19 protein-coding genes are annotated in these 19472 nt (G+C 54.4%); 4 read left to right on the top strand and 15 right to left on the bottom strand.

Translation table 11 applies throughout. The features are described 5' to 3' along the window. Positions 1 to 59: 59 nt before the first annotated feature. Positions 60 to 1136, bottom strand: coding sequence for an ABC transporter substrate-binding protein (locus NST26_RS13310; protein ID WP_036729373.1), 1077 nt, complete (start codon positions 1134 to 1136; stop codon positions 60 to 62). A 326-nt stretch (positions 1137 to 1462) separates the two neighbouring features. Between NST26_RS13310 and NST26_RS13305 the strand changes: the two genes are divergently transcribed. Further along, positions 1463 to 2398, top strand: a complete 936-nt coding sequence (locus tag NST26_RS13305) for a C40 family peptidase (RefSeq protein ID WP_340953449.1) — start codon at positions 1463 to 1465, stop codon at positions 2396 to 2398. A gap of 147 nt (positions 2399 to 2545) precedes the next feature. On the opposite strand, the gene NST26_RS13300 is transcribed toward NST26_RS13305, so the two are convergent. Continuing rightward, a complete protein-coding gene (locus NST26_RS13300) occupies positions 2546 to 2962 on the bottom strand; it encodes a DUF2500 domain-containing protein (RefSeq protein WP_340953451.1) in 417 nt (138 codons plus the stop codon). A 183-nt stretch (positions 2963 to 3145) separates the two neighbouring features. Between NST26_RS13300 and NST26_RS13295 the strand changes: the two genes are divergently transcribed. Further along, on the top strand, positions 3146 to 3520 hold the full coding sequence (locus NST26_RS13295) for a hypothetical protein (protein ID WP_340953453.1): 375 nt from the start codon (positions 3146 to 3148) through the stop codon (positions 3518 to 3520). A gap of 61 nt (positions 3521 to 3581) precedes the next feature. Then, positions 3582 to 4454, top strand: a complete 873-nt coding sequence (locus tag NST26_RS13290; protein WP_340953454.1) for a YitT family protein — start codon at positions 3582 to 3584, stop codon at positions 4452 to 4454. Between the two features lie 114 nt (positions 4455 to 4568). Here NST26_RS13290 and NST26_RS13285 read toward each other — a convergent pair whose 3' ends face one another. The 4 genes from NST26_RS13285 to NST26_RS13270 form a co-directional block, all read right to left on the bottom strand. Beyond that, positions 4569 to 4856, bottom strand: coding sequence for a stage VI sporulation protein F (locus NST26_RS13285; protein WP_036729378.1), 288 nt, complete (start codon positions 4854 to 4856; stop codon positions 4569 to 4571). Positions 4857 to 4922: 66 nt separating this feature from the next. Continuing rightward, positions 4923 to 6974, bottom strand: a complete 2052-nt coding sequence (recG, locus tag NST26_RS13280; RefSeq protein ID WP_340953456.1) for an ATP-dependent DNA helicase RecG — start codon at positions 6972 to 6974, stop codon at positions 4923 to 4925. Positions 6975 to 6989: 15 nt separating this feature from the next. Continuing rightward, positions 6990 to 7850, bottom strand: coding sequence for a DegV family protein (locus tag NST26_RS13275; protein ID WP_340979253.1), 861 nt, complete (start codon positions 7848 to 7850; stop codon positions 6990 to 6992). A gap of 50 nt (positions 7851 to 7900) precedes the next feature. Beyond that, positions 7901 to 9685 (bottom strand): DAK2 domain-containing protein, encoded by a 1785-nt coding sequence (locus tag NST26_RS13270; RefSeq protein ID WP_340953462.1) that lies wholly within the window; start codon positions 9683 to 9685, stop codon positions 7901 to 7903. 191 nt (positions 9686 to 9876) lie between these two features. Between NST26_RS13270 and rpmB the strand changes: the two genes are divergently transcribed. After that, on the top strand, positions 9877 to 10065 hold the full coding sequence (gene rpmB, locus NST26_RS13265) for a 50S ribosomal protein L28 (protein WP_076074411.1): 189 nt from the start codon (positions 9877 to 9879) through the stop codon (positions 10063 to 10065). 173 nt (positions 10066 to 10238) lie between these two features. Here rpmB and spoVM read toward each other — a convergent pair whose 3' ends face one another. The 9 genes from spoVM to def all read right to left on the bottom strand — a co-directional run bounded on the left by spoVM (position 10239) and on the right by def (position 19393). Next, complete coding sequence (spoVM, locus tag NST26_RS13260) at positions 10239 to 10319, bottom strand: stage V sporulation protein SpoVM (protein WP_020431362.1); 81 nt, start codon at positions 10317 to 10319, stop codon at positions 10239 to 10241. A gap of 213 nt (positions 10320 to 10532) precedes the next feature. Beyond that, positions 10533 to 11204, bottom strand: a complete 672-nt coding sequence (gene rpe / locus NST26_RS13255) for a ribulose-phosphate 3-epimerase (protein WP_036729389.1) — start codon at positions 11202 to 11204, stop codon at positions 10533 to 10535. Between the two features lie 4 nt (positions 11205 to 11208). Then, positions 11209 to 12114 carry a ribosome small subunit-dependent GTPase A gene (gene rsgA, locus NST26_RS13250; RefSeq protein WP_036729391.1) on the bottom strand — a complete coding sequence of 302 codons (906 nt, stop codon included), beginning with the start codon at positions 12112 to 12114 and terminating at the stop codon, positions 11209 to 11211. A 125-nt stretch (positions 12115 to 12239) separates the two neighbouring features. Next, the gene (gene pknB, locus NST26_RS13245; protein WP_340979251.1) at positions 12240 to 14504 is read right to left on the bottom strand and encodes a Stk1 family PASTA domain-containing Ser/Thr kinase; all 2265 of its coding nucleotides are present in this window, start codon (positions 14502 to 14504) and stop codon (positions 12240 to 12242) included. Beyond that, entirely contained in the window at positions 14501 to 15277 is a 777-nt protein-coding gene (locus NST26_RS13240; protein ID WP_340979250.1) for a Stp1/IreP family PP2C-type Ser/Thr phosphatase, read from the bottom strand. Before NST26_RS13240 ends, pknB begins: the two co-directional genes overlap by 4 nt. Positions 15278 to 15283: 6 nt before the next feature. After that, complete coding sequence (gene rlmN / locus NST26_RS13235; RefSeq protein ID WP_036729399.1) at positions 15284 to 16324, bottom strand: 23S rRNA (adenine(2503)-C(2))-methyltransferase RlmN; 1041 nt, start codon at positions 16322 to 16324, stop codon at positions 15284 to 15286. 152 nt (positions 16325 to 16476) lie between these two features. After that, positions 16477 to 17964, bottom strand: a complete 1488-nt coding sequence (gene rsmB, locus NST26_RS13230; protein ID WP_339256043.1) for a 16S rRNA (cytosine(967)-C(5))-methyltransferase RsmB — start codon at positions 17962 to 17964, stop codon at positions 16477 to 16479. Further along, positions 17961 to 18902, bottom strand: coding sequence for a methionyl-tRNA formyltransferase (gene fmt, locus NST26_RS13225; RefSeq protein ID WP_339256041.1), 942 nt, complete (start codon positions 18900 to 18902; stop codon positions 17961 to 17963). The genes rsmB and fmt overlap by 4 nt, the downstream gene beginning before the upstream one ends. Positions 18903 to 18907: 5 nt before the next feature. Further along, positions 18908 to 19393, bottom strand: a complete 486-nt coding sequence (gene def / locus NST26_RS13220; protein ID WP_036694508.1) for a peptide deformylase — start codon at positions 19391 to 19393, stop codon at positions 18908 to 18910. Between the last annotated feature and the right edge of the window lie 79 nt (positions 19394 to 19472).

Genomic DNA, 19472 nt, shown 5'->3' with positions numbered 1-19472 from the left:
CTCCCTCAAGCGGCAAAGGGCGCCCAGCTCGGACGCACCTTGTTTATGAACTCTGTAGGTTATTGAATAATATTATTGCCCGGATCAGCCACTTCAGCCTTCATAGCATCCGTTACTTCAATTCCCTGTGCTGCCGCCGCCTTGAGATTAAGGACCAAGTCCAGCTTCTCCTGCATCGTCACCTTCATATCACCGGGACTTTTTCCGTTCTTAAGCACTTCTACCGCCATTTGGCCGACCTGATAGCCATGATCATAGTACTTGAAGCCTACTGTAGCAAAAGCACCCTTCTCCACCGTATCACGGTCTGCCGAGAAGAACGGAAGCTTGTTGTCGTTGGCCGTCTGGATAATGGCGTCTACGCCGCTGACCACGGAGTTATCGAGTGTAATGTACAGCGCATCCACGCGCCCTACAAGCGATTCCGCAGCCTGCTTCACTTCCGAAGTGTTGGTAATCGCCGCCTTCACCAGCTCGATCCCGTGCTTGTCCAGCTCACCCTTTGCGATATCAGCCATAACTACAGCATTGGGCTCCCCTTCATTAATAACCAGACCAAGCTTCTTCACCTTGGGGAACTGCGTCGCAATGAAGTTCATCAGGCGGGTAATCGACTCCGGATTGGTATCCGATACGCCGGACACATTGCCTCCGGGATGCTCAAGATCACTTACAATCTTGGCATCGAGAGGGTCGGTTACCGCAGCGAACAGAATCGGAGTGTCCTTCACATTCTGTACGACAGCCTGAGCCGAAGGTGTAGCAATCCCCAGCACCAGATCGTTCTTGTCGCCGGCAATCTTCTGGGCAATGGACAGGTTGTTGGCCTGATCCGCCTGGGCGTTCTGAAGATCTACCTTCAGGTTCTCCCCTTCGACAATCCCGCCATCCTTCAGCGCAGCCAGGAATCCCTCACGGGTAGCGTCCAGTGACGGATGCTCCACATATTGCGAGATGGCAATCTTGTAGGACTTGGCATCGCCGGAGCCTGCACCCGAGGCAGGAGCTTCCGTCGCTGCGGCCGGGGCATTCCCGGTACCCGGGTCATTCTTCACTGCTGCATTATTGTTCCCGCAACCGGCAGCTACGAGCATCAAGGCCATACTTAGCCCCATCCAAATCTTCTTAGTCTTCATCAGATTACCCCTCTTCTTGTACGGGTTCAGCGCGAGAACCTGGGCTAGCGGTCCAGCATTATCGCTTTCATCTTTAAAAGCATTAAAGCGAAGGCCCGCAGCCTGTCCCCATCCGCTCCCCGAATCTATTAAACATATATTATATGTAGGTTGATTTCCCGTCAATCATTTAAGTGAGGTCCATATTTTACAAAATACGCACAATGAGTGTCTCCTCGCTTCAACAATCTGCGGTTTCTCTTGACATTGTTTGCTAAGGCCTGCAGCACATAAAATAAGCGGTCCTGCACAAACTTACCTTAAAGTTTGAAGATGGAGCGTGCCCCATGCCAATAATCAATCTGCGTACCAGCAAAATTTTATTATCCTCCGCCATCCTAGTTACTGCCATTGCCGGAACAACCGCCTGCAGCTACACCAGCAAGGACAGCACTCCCAAGGTTAACTCGCTGACGCCAACCGGAACGTTCGCAGGCAGCTATTATGAGAAGAATTCTTTTACCGACAAAGAAGGAAAGTATTGGATTCCGCTCAAACCGGCTGTCGCCTCTATCGGCTTCCGGATGAAGGATGACACGGCAAGCGGCGGATACACCAAGCTCGGCTATAGTGATGTCATGTATATGCTGCGGCCGGATTCCAGCCAGGTGTTCTCATTGGGCCAGAAAATCACCCTTCCCGATGTCCCCGTCCGCCGCGAAGGTCAAATCTATATCACCCCCACCGCCTTGTCCAAGCTGCTGCAGACTGAGGTCGGCTGGAATCCCGTTACTGGCGAGATCAATATCGCGACTCCTTCTGATAGGGAGAATACAGAGGACTCCGCCAAGGTGGAGGCTGCGAAGCCGCTGCGGATTCAGAGTGTATCGAATGTGGACACGGGCGAGCTGGTCTCTTATGCCAAAAAATTTCTCGGTGTGCCTTATGATTTCGGTGCCGGACCGTATGAAGAGACCAAGCGCTTCGACTGCTCGTCCTTTACACGCCATGTCTTTCAGAAATTCGGGGTGGATCTGCCCCGGCTGGCCAAAGATCAGGACAATATCGGCAGACGGGTATCGCGCAGCTCGCTGGAGCCCGGCGACCTGATCTTCTTCACCGTACCCGGACGTTTCGAGAGCGACGCGGTTCCCGGTCATGTCGGTATCTACATCGGCGGCGGGAATTTCATTCACACCTGGGGTGACCCCGGCGTGCAGATCAGTGAGCTGGACAGCGGATACTGGAGCAACGTAATTCTGCACATGCAGCGCGTGCTCTAGAACAGGACACAATAAATGCAAGGCAGCTTGCCCGGGCTCGCTCACTTAGCGACCGGCCCGCTTCCTTGCATTTTTTTTGCTGCAAATAAATGCTATTCCAAAGGTTACTCCCGGCTCTTCATGGAGGCATTCTCCGTTCTTCAACAATCACCCGCTATCCCTCTGCATCCCTGCCCGCACGAACCCTTTGAACCGGCTGCCCTGGTATGACAGCTCCCCCCGGTCCCCCTCTACAATCATGGAATATGCCCTCGGCTTCACTTCAAGCTCTCTGCGGCTGCCATTATGGAATTCAAAGGTCACATAATAACTCGTATGCGTCCCCATATGCCCTCTTCCGCCCCAAACCTCTGTCCGTTTGGCAACAGCCGTAACTACCCTTGATTGCAGAGGGCTGGTCTGGTTCGTCATCCAGGTCTTGAGCCCTCTCCAAATCGTGTAAGTAACAAAGCCCGCGATCAGCAGCAGAATGAGCTTTAACAAGAATGGCCCCTCCGTGAAAAATCCGCTCTGGCTGCTGGCCGCTGCCGGATACAAACCGTTAAATACGCCTGCATTATGCAAATTAACCGCTCCTTCCGAACATTTTTTCACAAAAAGTTCAATTTACTAGAGAATACGCAGCGTAGCAGCTCCGGTTTCGTTATTCCGCAGTCGCAGGCCTTGAAATAATAGCGTATTATATTTGGTCCTGCTAAGATCCTATGATATGCTTTAACTGCGATGTACAAAAAAGGGGGTGTTCTCATGAGGAGAGATTGGACGCGTCTGACGCTGCTGGATCTGCTGAAGGCTGTGTTCCTTCCGGTGCTGCTGCTGATTTTTCTGATCATGGCCCTCCAGATGCTGCATGAACAAGAGCCTGAGATGCATTCTGTAAGACCGGACCGCTATGAGCATAAGCTGGCCCAGCCAGTGCGCGTGCATCATACGCAGATTTATGACACCCAGGCCGTCCGGCTTGCTCCCCGTGAGAACCCGCTGACGCTGGAGTCCGTACCTCCCGGGCTGCTGCTCTGTGTATCTCTGCTCCCCTTCATTTACATTCTGCTGAAGCGGCTACTGCTGTTTCCGCTGAAATATAATTCACATTTCGTAGGAGTACGGCTGTACGCTGAATGAAGCTGCAAGCGCCGTTATCCGCAACACAAATTCCGGTTTCCTGCTGAAAGGAGGAAATCTTATGAAAGTCAGATATAGAAACGCTGCACCCTTACGTTATTCCAAGACCTTGCGTCTGCTGTCCACTGTAGGCGGAGGATTACTTGCAGCCGTGGGTCTGGAGCTATTCCTGATGCCGCATAAGCTGCTTCCGGGCGGCATTGCCGGATTATCCGCCCTGCTGTCCCATGTGACAGAAATGCGGCTTGGATTATTCCTTTTCCTGTTTAACCTTCCGTTTATTCTGATGTCGCGCAGGCAGATTAATCTCCGCTTTACCTTGTATACGATGCTCGGCCTGATCTGTCTGACGGCAGGGTCTCTGGCACTGCACCATTTCCCGGCGGCAATCAGTGAGCCGCTGCCCGCGGCTATTGCCGGGGGACTATGTCTCGGGTTCGGCCTGGGCATCTCTGTACGCTTCGGTGGGCTGACCGCAGGAAGCGAGAAGCAGAGCGTACGGCTGCTGAACGGAGGGCCGCCCAAATCGGCTGAGATGCCGATCATGCTGTTCAACATGCTCATCCTGCTCTACGGCGGATCATTATTCGGCTGGGATCAGGCGATGTACAGTATCATTGCGTATCTGCTTGCCTTTGAAGCGCTGCGGTTCTCCTTAAGGGACCTCTCGCTCACGCAGGCGGTGTTCATTACCAGCAGCAAATGCGAGGAGATCCGCCGCAAGCTCCAGCAGACACTGGACCGCGAGGTGAAGCTCGTAAGATCCACAGGACCGGAGGGCGAGCCTGGTACGGTCTTCTGCCTGGCAAGCAGGCTGGAGGAAGAACAGCTCGCCTCTATCGTGCATGACTGTGATCAGGACAGCAAGATTGTGATCAATGCCGCGCGGAACAACCGCATCTCAGCGCTTTTCCGCAATAAGCCGCCGGGCTAAGCCGAATAGCCTTCAAGGGTGGCGAAGAACAAGTAAAAAGCGTTCCCGTATGTTACTTACGGGAACGCTTTTTGGATTACAAGCCTATCGGAGATTCCAGAAGCCCGCTATTTGTCAGCGGAACATCCCCCATAAGCGGATTAAGTGAAACGTATTGTTCGGATCAATCTTTTGGGCAATGACGAATTTCACAATTTGCTCTTCCTGTGCGTTCGTCAGCTTCTCATGCATCACCGACGAGGCATTACGCACCAGCTTGCGCACGACTGCTGTATCCTGCAGCTCCTGTTTGGAGATGCCGGTAATCATATTCTTGACGCGTTCCTTGACCGCCGGATTCTTCATTTTCAGCTTGATGCGATCTACCAGCTGCGGACTGATTCCATATTGCTGATAACCCAAGTACAGCACCTCCTGTCATATCCAATCATTCACAGTATATGAGGGCAGGTGCCCGGATGTGCCTGTTCAGTCAATTAAATCCCCCTGGAAAATTTGTTCCTGCTGCAAATACCCGCGCAGCGGCGCAACATCCGCCGAGGTCCAGAATGAAGCCTCCCGCAGCAGCTCAGCGGCATCATCGCGCGCCAGCTCCAGCGTCTCGAAGTCAGCGGTCATATCCGCCAGCCGGAATTCCGGCAGGCCGCTCTGCTTCGTCCCGAAGAAATCCCCCGGTCCCCGCAGCTCCAGATCCCGCCGTGATACCTCGAATCCGTCATCTGTATCTGTCATCGCAGTCATCCGCTCACGACCGATCTCCGACTTCGGATCAGCCATCAGTACACAGTAGGAAGCATGCTCCCCTCTGCCGACCCGGCCGCGCAGCTGATGCAGCTGAGACAGCCCGAAGCGGTCAGCGTCCATGATGATCATCAGCGTGGCATTCGGGACATCGACACCGACCTCTACGACCGTTGTAGACACCAGAAGCTGCAATTCGTTGCTGTAAAAGTTCCGCATTACCTCGTCCTTCTCGGACGGCGTCATTCTCCCGTGAAGCAAGCCCACCTTATAATCCGGAAAAGCCTGCGACATCTGCACATGCAGATCAATCGCATTCTGCACATCCAGCTTCTCCGACTCCTCAATCAGCGGACAGATCAGGTAAGCTTGCCGCCCCTGCCCGATCTCGCGGCTGATCAGGTTCATCACCCGCTCCATCAGATCCGGCTTCACCCAGTAGGTGGTGATCGGCACACGCCCCTTCGGCCGTTCGGACAGCGTAGACACATCCATATCGCCAAAGACGGTGATCGCCAGCGTACGCGGAATCGGAGTAGCGGTCATCGTCAGCACATCCGGATTGTAGCCCTTGCGCCGCAGAACACTGCGCTGGTTCACCCCGAAGCGGTGCTGCTCATCCGTAACCACAAGCCCCAGGCTGCGGAAGAAGACATCCTCCTGAATCAGCGCATGGGTTCCGACAACCACATCCAGCATACCCATCTGTAGAGAGGCCAGCAGGTCCTTCCGTTTGCGGCCAGATACGCTCCCGGTCAGCAAGCCCACGGTGATGCCAAACGGTTCAAAAATTCTCGTGAGCGAGCGCATATGCTGCTCTGCCAGGATTTCAGTCGGGACCATCAGTGCACCCTGAAATCCGGATCTTACAGTCGCGTAGAGCGCTATGGCCGCGAGTACAGTTTTGCCGGAGCCCACATCGCCTTGAAGCAGCCGGTTCATGCAATACCCTGAACGCATATCTTGCAGAATCTCCAGCTCTACATGCTTCTGGGCATCGGTCAGCTCAAACGGCAGGCTGCGCACGAATTGCCTTACTGTTGCATTGTCCACCGTATGAACTACACCATCCATCCGGCCACGGTTCAGCACGCGGAAGGCTTGTACCTTGAGCTGGAACAGAAACAGCTCCTCATACACCATCCGGCGCCTTCCCTGCTGGCCCTCGCGCGTATCCTCCGGCTGATGGATTGTGGCAATGGCCCGCTTGCGTGACATGAAGTCATATTTGCGCATAATGCTGTGCGGCAGAATCTCCGGGATCAGGTCCCCGTACTGCTGCAGAGCCTGGCCGATAATTCTGCGAATCCACGACTGCGTAATTTTGCCCCCGATCGAGTATACCGGTTGCAGCGTCCCTGTCTTGCCTTCGCCCCGGTCCGGGAATTCATAGTTAGTCACCGTGATCTGATTCCGCTTCTGGTCCCACTTTCCCGTCAGCACCACTTCACGGCCGACCGTCAGTTGTTCACGCGCATAATGCTGGTTGAACCACGTAGCAGTGAACATCCACGGCTCTGCCACCATCTTGCAGCTCATGCGGGACTTGCCTCCGAAGCGCTGGAGTACCGGAATACCGATGACCTTGGCTACCACGGTTGCCTTATCGCCGTGCTTGACCTCACTGAGAGATTTCGGACGGAAATCCTCATACCGGAAAGGGTAATACTCCAGCAAGTCCTTCACTGTAAAGACGCCAAAGGCGTGAAGCTCACTTTGCTTTTGAGCGCTCACGCCAGTTATTTGTTTCACTTGAATTGAATCCAAAGTAAGCACCATGTTCATCCCCTATACTTAGGCGGGCCAGATGAATACGGCTAAGATTCCGTTCCCGACATGGCTGCCCACGACAGGGCCGACATTGGTCAGAACCTTCTCTTTCAAGGTGAAATGTCCGGCTAATTCCCGCAGGAATTCTTCGCCGGAAGCCGGTTCAGCTGTATGACCCACGGCCACATGTATTGTATTCACACCCGGCAGATCTGCCTTGAACAGCTCGATCATGCGGGCGACTGCCTTCTTGCGTCCCCTGACCTTCTCTACCGCATAGATAATGCCTTCCGCATCAATGGACAGGATCGGCTTGATATTGAGCAGCGTACCCAGGATGGCCGATGCCTTGCCGATTCTGCCGCCCTTTTGCAGATATTCCAGTGTATCCACGAGAAAATACAGCTTGCGGGATTGGCGCAGACTCTCCACCTTCGCCAGAATCTCCGCAGGAGCATGCCCCTGCTCCGCCAGCCGGGCGGCTTCCACGACCATAAACCCGAAGCCGTAGGAGGCGGAGAGGCTATCTACCACGGTGATAGCTTCGCCCTCCTCTTCCAGCATGGATTTGGCCATGACAGCAGACTGGTAGGTGCCGCTTAAGCCGGAGGAGATGTGGAAGGACAGGATTGAACTGCCCGGATGCTTCTCCTGTATACTACGGTATACATTCATATATTCTACAGGAGACGGCTGCGAAGTGGTCGGCAATTGCGGCGAGCGGGGAAGACGCTCGTAGAACTGTTCCGGAGTCATATCCACATTATCCCGGAATGCCTCTTCGCCGAACATCAGCGTCAGCGGAACGACTTCAATGCCGTACTGCTCCGCCAGAGCAGGCGGGATATCGGAGGTGCTGTCGGTAACGATTACGGTACGATTCATAATGTTCCTCCCCATGCTATGATTTGGCTGCGCCACTCACTTAAGAGATTCTACGGCTCAACTGAGAAAAGATAATAGTACAGCGGCTGGCCGCCTTCATGAATCTCTACCTCAACCTGCGGGTACGTCTCTTCCAGCCAGCTGCCGAGGGCATCCGTAATATCCGCCTCGGTGTCTGCACCGGTCAGCACAGTAACGATCTCGTCACCATTCACCAGCATGCTTGACAGCAGCTGCTTGCTGACCGTAAGCAAATCATCGGCAGCTGCAACAATCTTGGAGCTCTCGATGCCGATATACTGACCGGATTTGATCTCCAGATTCTCCATCACGGTATCCCGTACAGCATTGGTAATCTGTCCGGATTTGACCTGGGCAATCGCCTCCAGCATATTGCTGGTGTTGGTATCAACCGCATCCTCTTCCTGGAAGGCAAAGGCAGCCGAGATCCCCTGGGGGATACTCTTGCTTGGAATCACTGTAATCTCACGTTCGCCCTCCAGCAGCTCCTTGGCCTGCTGCGCAGCCAGGACGATGTTGGAGTTATTCGGCAGAATGTAGATATGCTTCGCCGAAATGGAAGAGATCGCATTCACGAAATCCTCTGTGCTGGGATTCATCGTCTGGCCGCCGGCCAGGATCGCATCGACACCCAGACTGCGGAAGATATCCGAGATTCCGTCTCCCGAGGAGACCGCAATGAAGCCGTACGGCGCCAGATCATCCGCAGGAGGAACCGCCGGCGCCTGCACGCTGGCCTTCTCTTCCGGGATATCTGCGAAGACATCAGGCATCGGTGCGATGTCCATACCGGCAGTCAACAGATCGCGGTGCTGCTCACGCATGTTAAGGATGTGAATCTGGGTAATCTCCCCGTGGACGAGCGCCAGGTTAAGCACCTCTCCGGGAGTCTTGGAATGCACATGCACCTTGATTGTCTCATCATCCGAGATGACGATGATTGAATCCCCGTTAACTGATAACGCTTTCCGAAAAGCTTCCTCATCAAAATCCGCTTTCACGGATGCGCCAAGCTGACGGTTAATGAAAAATTCCATATCATATAAAAATTCAATGTCTTCCGTATGGAGCTGTGATTGCGCGGAAGATTGTACGGAGGACAACGCATGCTCAGGTTTGGTTAGCACAGGCGCCGGCACAGATACAGGGGCCGCAGCTTGTCCTTGCACAGGAGTCTGTACAGGTGCTGAGACTGCTCCGCTGGTCAGATGCTGGTGGAAGCCTTCATAGATGTAGACCAGACCCTGGCCACCCGAATCCACCACGCCCACCTGCTTCAGCACAGGCAGCAGCTCAGGTGTATGCGCCAAGGCTTCCTTGGCTTTGGCCAGAACTTCGGTCATCAGCTCGATAATATCCGTTGTGCGGCGTGCATAATACACTGCATGTCTTGCAGCTTCCTTGGCAACCGTAAGAATGGTGCCTTCAACCGGCTTCACCACTGCCTTATAGGCGGTATCTACCCCGGTCTGCAGTGCTGCAGCGAACTGCTGTGTGTTAAGCTCATCATATTGGGCCGCATAACGTCCAAGACCTCTGAACAGCTGTGACAAAATAACGCCGGAGTTCCCCCGCGCGCCCATCAATAGTCCCTTCGACAGCACTCCCGCACATTGACCGACAGAGGCTGTGTTGTTTCTCTTCAATTCGTTCGCGCCTGCGGTCATAGTCAGATTCATGTTCGTGCCCGTATCGCCATCCGGCACCGGAAACACATTCAATGAATTGACATGCTCGGCATGCTGCTGCAGCATTTCCGCACCGGCTAGTACCATTGCGGTAAAATCTGTCCCGTTTATAGAACGCTTACTCAATGAGAATTCCCCTTCCTAACTTCATGCCTAATCAATTCGATGATCAACTGGACATAATGCACTAATTTATATTGTACTATAAGAGTCTGCAGAAATAAATGTTTTTGAATCGGTTGACGAAGCAATTTTTGCTGTGATATGATATTCAAGTATTGTTTTACGCAGGTGTAAGTAACAAGGAGGTGTAATCTATGTCCCGCACATGTACAGTAACAGGCAAGAAACCGGGCAGCGGTAACCACGTGTCTCACGCTAACAACCGCAACCGTCGCTCTTGGGGAGTTAACGTTCAGAAGGTTCGTATCTTGGTGAACGGCAAACCGAAACGCGTCTACGTCAGCACCCGTGCTTTGAAATCCGGTAAAGTTGAACGCGTCTAGTTTCCGATCATTACCGGGCCTGGCGATATCTCATACCAAGTAGAAACGGACATGCCGTTCTTACACAGACGGTATCCGTTTCAGCGAGAATAGAAGAGATATTATATTTGTAGCAAAAAGCACCCTTTACATTCGTAAGGTGCTTTTTTTCATATTTACTTGTCTTTTTTAACCTAACTCTTCTGAAACGTGTTCAAAATCGCTTTAACAAAACCTCCCAAAAATCTTGGCAGCTTGAACGTATAAAATTTCATAATTAACCCTCCCATCAATTCATGCCGTGCAGTAGGAGACTATCCTGTCTAGATGAAAAATATACCATCGATTGCAGACCTCCGCAAAAAAGGCTACATGAGATTTCTGCTCATGTAACCATATTTATGCGACCACAACTTGGCCTATACCTTCCGTATGCGAATGCAGCAGATTGAGGGTCAATTCGTTCAATAGTAAATGGGCGTCATCACCTATTGCCGGACAGCGCTGTCCGCCGCCTCTCGAATGGCCTTGATCGCTCCTGCGCGGTCGCTGCGGCCGAACACTGCATTACCTGCCACAAGCACATCCGCCCCCGCTTCAGCAACAAGCGGTGCCGTAGCTTCGGCTACTCCGCCGTCTACCTCGATAAGCAGACCCTTGTGATGGATCTCTTCAGCCCACTCCCGGAGCTGCGTAATCTTATGCAGTGTGCGCGGAATGAAGGCCTGCCCGCCGAAGCCCGGATTGACGGTCATCACAAGCACCATATCCACATCCTCCAGGACCTCACGCACCGCAGCAGCCGGCGTAGCCGGATTAATGGCCACCCCTGCCATCAGGCCGAGCTCCTTGATCTGATGGATTACACGATGCAGATGCACGCAGGCTTCGGCGTGTACCGTAATCACAGAAGCGCCCGCTGCCGCAAAATCAGCGATATAGCGTTCCGGGTTCTCAATCATTAAATGTACATCCAGAGGTAAAGAAGTATGGGATCTCACCGCGGACACAATCGCGGGACCCAGCGTAATATTCGGCACAAAATGTCCGTCCATCACATCTACATGAATCCAGTCCGCACCGCTGGCTTCCGCTTCGGCCACCTCTGCGCCCAGCGCTGCGAAATCTGCTGACAATATGGAAGGAGCAATTTTTACCATAAGTTTAGTACCTCCGCTTTTTATCTTTCATTTCATTAAAGAACAGCTTGTAATGCTCGTAACGGCTATCTGCAATATCCCCGGACTTCCAGGCTTCTATCACCTTGCAGCCCGGTTCGTGCAGATGGCTGCAGCCGCGGAATTTGCAGTTCTCCGCATAAGAGGCGAACTCCCGGAAGCACACGGACAGCTCATCCACTCCCAGCTCCAGGAAGTCCAGCTGGCTGAAGCCCGGAGTGTCGGCCACAAATCCTCCATTACCTATATCCATCAGCTCTACATGGCGTGTGGTGTGCCGTCCGCGCCCGAGACGGAGGCTGATCTCTCCTGTCTCCAGCGCCAGGCCCGGTACAAGGCGGTTGAGCAGTGTGGACTTCCCTACGCCCGACTGTCCCGAGAAGACGCTGATGATACCGGCCAGACGCTGACGCAGCTCATCCGCACCTGATCCGTTCAGCGAGCTTGTGACCATGACCTCGTAACCAATCTGCTCATATAGAGCTTTGACAGCTTCCGTAGCCTGCCCTTCATCATCGGCCAGATCCTGCTTCGTGAGCACAATCAGCGTCTCCAGGCCGGAATGCTCGATATGAACCAGGAACTTGTCCAGCAGATTAAGATTCATATCCGGCTCCCGCACGGAGAACAGCAGCACCGCGAGCTTCACGTTAGCCACCTGCGGGCGGATCAGCTCCGATTCACGGGGAAGCAGCTCATCTACCATGCCCTCCCCGTTCTCGGTCAGCACATAGATTACCCGGTCACCGACCAGCGGCGCAATTCCTTTCTTCTTCAGAATGCCGCGCCCCCGGCACTGTACCGCCTCTTCCTCAGTTACAATCTGTTCATCCTTGAGCGGCTTAACATAGTAATATCCGCTTAACGCTTTGATTATGATTCCTTCAGGCATACATGCTGAGCCTTCCTCTCCTGATATTTACGCAAATGACCCAAGTGTGTAGAACCCCGGGTCATTTCGCTGCTTCAGCCCTGCCCGTATTCCCGGCAGCCCGGCTGAAGCTTATCTCTGTTCTATTATTTATTGCCTTTATCTTTGCCTGGCTTGGTGTCAGAGCCCTTACCGTTAGCTTTTCCCTTACTGTTGCCCTTGCTGAGGGCGGAAGCCAGCTCATTGTTATTCTGTCCGTTACCCGGAACATAACCCGTCTGGTCCGTCTCGCCCGTCACCTCTCCTTCTCCTGTGTCCGGTGGAATAATCGCCGGCTCTGCTGTCGGCTCGGGAGCCGGAGTCTCAGTAGGCTGAACAGGCTCGGTAGGAGCAACTGTCGGTGCAGGCGTCTGTGTCTCCACCGGAGGCGGTTCAGGCTGCTGCACCGTGTTATTCTTGACATCGACATAAGTGATCGGATAAGTCTCCAGGAACTCTCCGTCCCGGTATACAGATACCATGCCGTCTTTATTAGGGGCAAGCAGCATGTTCACGGATAGGGTCTGGCTTTTGCCAATCGTGCGCGTGCCCCACTCCTGGTTCTCGCCTCCGTTGCGCGCATCGGCAAACACAATACGGATCTTGCTCTTCTTGCCTTCCGCAGCCGGTGCTACCGGCACATTGAACGTAAATTCCAGAGCTTCCGGAGGATATCCTGTGCTGATATAGATCGTGATCTTCTCACCTGGAGGGACCAGATCCCCTGCCTCATAGGCCCACTGCTTCGTAACCTCACCCTTCTTGTAAGTGAAGCTTGGCTCTTCCTTGACCGCATCCAGCACTAGACCTACACTCTCCAGCGCAGCCTTGGCTTCCTTCTCCGTCTTCCCGATGAGATCCGGCATTTGGGTGCTTTCTTTACCTTTGCTCACGATTAGCTTGATAGTTACCGTATCAGGATCATATTCAGTGTCTGCGGCAGGCTCAGAGCTAATGACCTTCCCCTTGGCAAATTCCTCACTGAAGCGTTCATCAGGAGTGATTCTGCTCTGGGCTATGCCAAGCGCGATTAACTCCTTGACGGCATCGTCATAACTCAGGTTAGAGACATCCTTAAGCTTCGGAAGCACCTTGGCGGCACTTACCGTCAGAATAATATGAGTTCCTTCTTTGACCATCGTATTGGTCTTGTTCTGCTTCCAGACAATATTCTCTTCGAAATTAGGATTATACTCAACCAGCGCGGGCTCCTCGGCAAACAGCCCCACAGCCTCAAGCTCAGCCTTGGCCTCCTGGAAGGTCTTCCCCGTCACCGCAGGCACCGAAACTTCATCAACCGACAGCTTGGAATTGACATACCAGACAATTCCGGACATGGCGATTAACACGACCAGCGTAAGGCTGATCCACAGCGCTGCACGGCCCTTGCGCTTCACAGCAGCAGGCGGCGGAGCTTCCTCCATACTGCGGATTCGCTCCTCTCCGCCGCCACGGCTGCTTAGCCCGCGCTGCAGCGGCTTGATCGCCGGAATGATGCGTGTTCTGTCCTCATCATCATCGTCCTGGAACAGCATCTTGGCTTCGCTGCGCCGTTCAGGCAGCAGACAGGTCTCCAGATCCTGCAGCATTTGCTTGGCCGACTGGTAGCGCTCCTCCGGGTTCTTGCGCATCGACTTCAGGATTACATTCTCCACGCTTTGCGGAATCAGCGGATTCAGCAGTCGCGGCTCCTCGAATTCCTCCTGCAGATGCTTCAGCGCCACGCTGATCGGACTCTCCCCTAAGAAAGGCAATACACCCGTAAGCATCTGATACAGTACGATGCCCAGGGAGTAGAGGTCCGACTTCTCGCCTGTAGTTACGCCCTTGGCATGCTCCGGCGAGAAATAATGCACGGAACCGACCACAGACCCCGTCTGGGTAATCGTAGTGGACGTAACCGCCCGGGCGATCCCGAAGTCGGTAACCTTAACCCGCCCGTTACGTCCAATCAGAATATTATGAGGCTTAATATCGCGGTGAATAATCTGGTTCATATGCGCATGATCCAGCGCATCACAAATCTGCGAGGCAATCCGCACGGATTCATCCACCTGCATCGGTGCCCGCTCTTTGATAATCTCATTCAGGTTCTTGCCTTCAATATATTCCATAACGATATAATGGACTTCATCTTCCTGGCCGACATCGTATATGCTGACTACGTTGGGATGAGATAATGATGCAGCTGATTGCGCCTCCCGCCGGAACCGGCGGATGAATTCCTCATCATGCACAAATTGATTGCGCAGTACTTTGATAGCAACATTCCGGTTAAGCAGAATATCATGGGCTCTATAGACAAGCGCCATGCCTCCTCCGCCGATCCGTTCGATGACTTGGTAACGGCCGCCCAATTCGTGACCGATCATCTTCCCCACTCCTTTGTCTCGGGCACTGCGGCCTCTCCTTGGTGTTCCAGCATAGCAACGCTTATATTATCGCTGCCGCCCGCAAGCAATGCCAGTTGAAGTAATCGCTCTGCTCTTTCTTCCAGAGATATTTCATTGATTCCGGCTACCTTGCCCAGATGCTCCAGACTGACATAATTGCTGAGTCCATCACTGCACAGCAGCAGGAGCTCACCAATTGCAAGCGTAACATATGCCAGATCCGCGGATACCACTGTATCCGTCCCCAGCGCCCTGGTAAGCACATTGCGGCGCGGATGATTATCCAGCTCCTCCAGACTGATCTGGCCGTTCCTGAACAGCTCATTCACCAGCGTATGGTCCTCGGTTAGCTGCCTGGCTTCACCGTCCCGGATCAGATAAGCCCTGCTGTCTCCGATATGGCCGATATAGCCTGCCGACCCTTTCAGCAGTGCAGCAACGATGGTGGTCCCCATATTATGGAGCTTCTCATCGCTCTGAGCTTCTCTGTGAACTGTGTTATTGGCTTCCATGATGGCGGTAGTCAGCGCTTCCTTCAGCTCTGCCTCCGGGAGATCAGGCTCCAGCTGATCCAGAATACCCCTGACCGTCTCAAGTGCAAGCCTGCTCGCGGTATCGCCAGCCAGATGCCCCCCCATCCCGTCGGCAATAATGCCGAGGGTATAACCGTGGCGCGTAGCGCCGATCCAGACTGAATCCTCATTGACGGTACGTACCCGGCCAATGTCGCTGGCTTGAACTGTTCTGATCAAATATCCTCACCCCAACTCCATATGTTTGGCGCGCAGCTGTCCGCATGCGGCCGCAATATCATGGCCCTGCTCACGGCGGATGGTAACATTCACGCCATGATCGGCCAGTATACGCTGAAATTCAAAGATATCATTGCGGGAAGTCCGGACATACTTGCGCTCAGGCACATGATTGACCGGAATCAGATTCACATGGCAGAGCATGGTCTTGAGCACACCCGCCAGCTCCTCTGCATGCTCCTTCTGATCATTCACGCCGCCGATCAAGGCATACTCGAAGCTGATCCGGCGGCCTGTCTTAGCCTGATAGTAGCGCAGGGACTCGATTACATCGTCGAACGGATAACGGCGGTTCACCGGCATCAGCTTGGAACGGAGCGTATCGTTAGGAGCGTGAATCGAGATCGCCAGATTAATCTGTGTATCTTCATCCGCGAATTTGTAGATGTTCGGCACAATTCCGCTGGTGGATACGGTGATATGGCGCTGGCCAATATTCAGGCCCTTCTCATGGATCATCAGACGCAGGAATCTCATGGTTGCATCATAGTTCTCGAAGGGTTCGCCTGTACCCATAATGACAATGCTGCTTACACGTTCGCCGCGAGCATCAAGGATCTGCTGGGAACGGACAACCTGGGCAACGATCTCCCCTGCAGTCAGGTCCCGCTTGAGACCGCCAAGGGTAGAGGCACAGAAGGTACAGCCGATCCGGCAGCCTACCTGGGTGGTCACACACACGCTGTTGCCGTAATTATGCTTCATAATGACTGTCTCAATCGCATGATCATCATGCAGACCGAACAGGAATTTCACGGTGCCGTCCTTGGACTCCAGCTTCGTAATCTCGGTGAGTGCCGAAATACTGAACTGATCTACCAGCTTGGCTCTGAGTGCCTTGGAGAGGTTGCTCATGGATTCGAAATCATTGACCCGCTTCACATACAGCCAGTCAAAGATCTGCCCGCCGCGAAAAGCCGGCTCTCCATTGTCCTTGGCCCATTGCTGCAACTCTTCTAAAGAAAAATCATATATTAAAGGTTTCATTGTATTTTTGCACCTGTGCTTTCATAAATTATATGCGTATTGTTTCTCATTCTTCCTATTTTAACACAAAACTCAGAACCGGTAAAAGAAAAGCCCGCCGCGCGGAGGAATCTGCGGGCGGGAAGCTGTAGTCCTGAAGCACAATCACTATATTACAAGAGTCGCTCCAGCCGGGCAATATAGAAGCCGTCGCTGCCATAATGATGCGGGAGCAGCTGCATGCCGTCACCGGCAGCAAGCGCGGTTCCCTCCAGCCGCTCCCAGACGGCTGACTTGAAGCTGACCTGCGCGAAGCCGGGATTGCGCTCCAGGAAAGCAGCGACAACCCGGCTGTTCTCCGCCTGCTCAGTAGTACAAGTGCTGTAGACCAGCACGCCTCCCGGCTTCAGCAGCCCGGAGACCGATTGCAGCAGCTCAAGCTGCAATGCAGCTACGCTTGCAATATCTTCCGGCTGCTTGCGCCATTTCAAGTCAGGCTTGCGGCGGATGACCCCAAGCCCCGAGCAAGGAGCGTCCAGCAGAATCCGGTCATAGGATTCCGGCTGGAGGGCTGCACCCAGTTCCAGGGCATCCCCGCTTGCGGTGGTAATGCATTCCAGGCCGAGGCGTGCTGCCTGCTCGGCAATCAGCCCCGCTTTATGCTCATGCAGGTCATTGGCCAATATGGAGCCTTCGTCCTTCATCAGCTCGCCCATATGGGCGCTTTTGCCGCCGGGGGCAGCGCAGCAGTCCAGCACCTTCATTCCGGCTTCGGGAGCGACAACCTCGGCTACCAGCATAGAGCTCTCATCCTGAACGGACAGATAGCCGTCCCGGTACCAGGAGGTCAGCGCCAGATTGCCGCCGCCTCTGATGACCAGCCCGGCAGGACTCACCTTCGATTCTGCGGCATCCAGACCGGCTTCAAGCAGTTCTGCCAGCATGGCCTCCCGGCTAATCATCGTTGTATTGACACGGACACTGACTGCGGGCGGCTCATTATTCGCCGCACACATGGCTTCTGCCGTATCCGGGCCGTATTCCGCCGACCAGCGCTGCACCATCCACAGGGGATGGGAGTGCAGGATGGAGATCCGCTCTTCCCGGCTCAGCCCCTCAGGCAAGACCGGCAGCTCTCCCGCCCGCAGCACACTGCGCAGCACGCCATTGACCATACCCGAGATGCCCTGATGGCCGCGTCGCTTGGAGATATTCACAGCCTCGTTAACGGCTGCATGCGAAGGAACCCGGTCCAAATACATGATCTGGTACAGGCTTAACCGCAGCAGACTCCGTACCCAGGGCTCCAGCTTGGCCATCCCTTTGCTGACGAAGCTGCTGAGGACATAATCGAGGGTAATCATCCGTGAGAGGGTTCCGTACACCAGCTCTGTAGCAAGTCCCGTATCCTCCCGGCTGAGGTCCGCTTTCTGGAGGCTGCTTCCCAGCAGCAGGTTGCTGTAAGCACCCTGTTGCTCTACGCGCACCAGAATATCAAGAGCAACCTCACGCGCAGAAGCTGGCGCAGCAGGCTTGCCGCCCGGCCGATTCCGGCCCGCTCCGCCGGTTCTGTCGGAGGCAGGCTTTGTGCCGGAAGCCGCAGGCTGATTGCCGGAAGTACGCGGACGCGGTCCGCCGCCTCCCTTACCGCCCGCGCTCAACCGAGCACCGTGCCGGGTGCGAGGGTTGCACCACGGCTGAAGTCGGCTGCACTCATGGCTTTTTTGCCGGCAGGCTGGACGCTTGTAAGCCGAAGCGTCCCGTCACCGGTCTTCACCTCAACGCCGCGTTCGCTCACGGACAGCACGGTGCCCGGAGCCGCGCTACCGCCCGGCTGTTCCTCCGCCTGCGGCTTCACCGCTGCCCATGCCTTGAAGGTCTCGCCGTTCCACAGGGTGAACGCACCCGAGAACGGCACCAGGCCGCGAATCTGGTTGTATAGCTCCAGCGAGCCCCGGCTCCAGTCGATCCGTTCATCTTCCCGGTTTAGATTCGGCGCATAGGTTGCTTCACTGTCATCCTGCACGGCAGCTTCTACACGGCCGGCAGCCAGTCGCGGCATCTCTGCCTTGAGGAGCTCCCGTCCGGCCACGCTTAGCTTCTCGAACAGCGTTCCTGAAGTGTCGTCATCCTCTATCGCTACCTCCACCCGCGAGATCATATCTCCGGTGTCCAATCCTTCCGCCATATACATCAGCGTCACACCGGTCACCTTCTCGCCGTTCATGATACAGCGCTGTATCGGAGCACCGCCCCGGTACTTGGGCAGCAGGGAGCCATGAACATTCACACAACCGTTCGCCGGCAGCTCCAGAACACTCTTCGGAAGAATCTGTCCATAAGCGGCGGTAACAATCAGATCCGGCTCATAGGCAGCCAGCTCAGCCACCGATTCAGGGCGGCGCAGCCGTTCGGGCTGAAGGACAGGCAGGCCCAGCTCCAGTGCAGCCGCCTTCACCGGGGATGGGACCAGCGTCTTCTTGCGGCCTTGCGGCCGGTCCGGCTGAGTCACCACAGCCACTACCTCATAGCCCTCTTCCAGCAGCATCCGCAGGGAGGGGACTGCAAAGGCCGGTGTTCCCATGAACACTATTCTCATTTCATTCACTCCTCAGTTTCACTGCGTTCTGCTGTGTATTCATAGACCTTCTCAGCAATGTCTGTGAACAGCACGCCATTCAGGTGGTCGATCTCATGCTGAAAAGCCCGGGCCAGCAGGCCGCTTCCGGTAATGGTCACTTCCTCGCCCTCGCGGTTCAGGCCGCGTACAGTTACTGTCTCCGCACGGCGGACATCCCCGTTCAGGCCGGGAATACTCAGGCAGCCTTCGGGTCCGAACTGCTCCCCGTCCATACTGAGAATCTCGGGATTGATCAGCTTGATCAATCCATGCTCCTCATCGGCATCGATTACAATCAGCCGTTTCAGAATTCCTACCTGCGGGGCTGCGAGACCTACGCCTTCCGCGTCATACATCGTATCTGCCATATCATCGAGCAGTTTTTGTACATTGGGGGTAACGGTGGTTACCGTCTTCGCTTTTTTGTGCAATACTTCATCCGGTTCTTTCACAATCAGCCTGATTGCCATTTACACTAACACCATCCTTGTTCAAATATAAGAATGTATAGGTTTCACGCTATACATTATCCTTCTATTTCTCGCCGAA

The sequence above is a fragment of the Paenibacillus sp. FSL R7-0128 genome, from assembly GCF_038002245.1.
GTDB classification, from domain to species: domain Bacteria; phylum Bacillota; class Bacilli; order Paenibacillales; family Paenibacillaceae; genus Paenibacillus_AQ; species Paenibacillus_AQ silagei.
The sequence above is the reverse complement of the archived record's forward strand: the minus strand, read 5'-3'. Positions and strand labels throughout refer to the sequence as shown.

What these genes read in the sequence shown, in the direction of transcription:
- pknB (WP_340979251.1), bottom strand. Translation starts at nt 14,504, where the DNA reads ATGATCGGTCACGAATTGGGCGGCCGTTACCAAGTCATCGAACGGATC.
- NST26_RS13305 (WP_340953449.1), top strand. Translation starts at nt 1,463, where the DNA reads ATGCCAATAATCAATCTGCGTACCAGCAAAATTTTATTATCCTCCGCC.
- NST26_RS13295 (WP_340953453.1), top strand. Translation starts at nt 3,146, where the DNA reads ATGAGGAGAGATTGGACGCGTCTGACGCTGCTGGATCTGCTGAAGGCT.
- rpmB (WP_076074411.1), top strand. Translation starts at nt 9,877, where the DNA reads ATGTCCCGCACATGTACAGTAACAGGCAAGAAACCGGGCAGCGGTAAC.
- fmt (WP_339256041.1), bottom strand. Translation starts at nt 18,902, where the DNA reads ATGAGAATAGTGTTCATGGGAACACCGGCCTTTGCAGTCCCCTCCCTG.
- NST26_RS13290 (WP_340953454.1), top strand. Translation starts at nt 3,582, where the DNA reads ATGAAAGTCAGATATAGAAACGCTGCACCCTTACGTTATTCCAAGACC.
- recG (WP_340953456.1), bottom strand. Translation starts at nt 6,974, where the DNA reads ATGGTGCTTACTTTGGATTCAATTCAAGTGAAACAAATAACTGGCGTG.
- NST26_RS13275 (WP_340979253.1), bottom strand. Translation starts at nt 7,850, where the DNA reads ATGAATCGTACCGTAATCGTTACCGACAGCACCTCCGATATCCCGCCT.
- def (WP_036694508.1), bottom strand. Translation starts at nt 19,393, where the DNA reads ATGGCAATCAGGCTGATTGTGAAAGAACCGGATGAAGTATTGCACAAA.
- rlmN (WP_036729399.1), bottom strand. Translation starts at nt 16,324, where the DNA reads ATGAAACCTTTAATATATGATTTTTCTTTAGAAGAGTTGCAGCAATGG.
- rsgA (WP_036729391.1), bottom strand. Translation starts at nt 12,114, where the DNA reads ATGCCTGAAGGAATCATAATCAAAGCGTTAAGCGGATATTACTATGTT.
- spoVM (WP_020431362.1), bottom strand. Translation starts at nt 10,319, where the DNA reads ATGAAATTTTATACGTTCAAGCTGCCAAGATTTTTGGGAGGTTTTGTT.
- rpe (WP_036729389.1), bottom strand. Translation starts at nt 11,204, where the DNA reads ATGGTAAAAATTGCTCCTTCCATATTGTCAGCAGATTTCGCAGCGCTG.
- NST26_RS13310 (WP_036729373.1), bottom strand. Translation starts at nt 1,136, where the DNA reads ATGAAGACTAAGAAGATTTGGATGGGGCTAAGTATGGCCTTGATGCTC.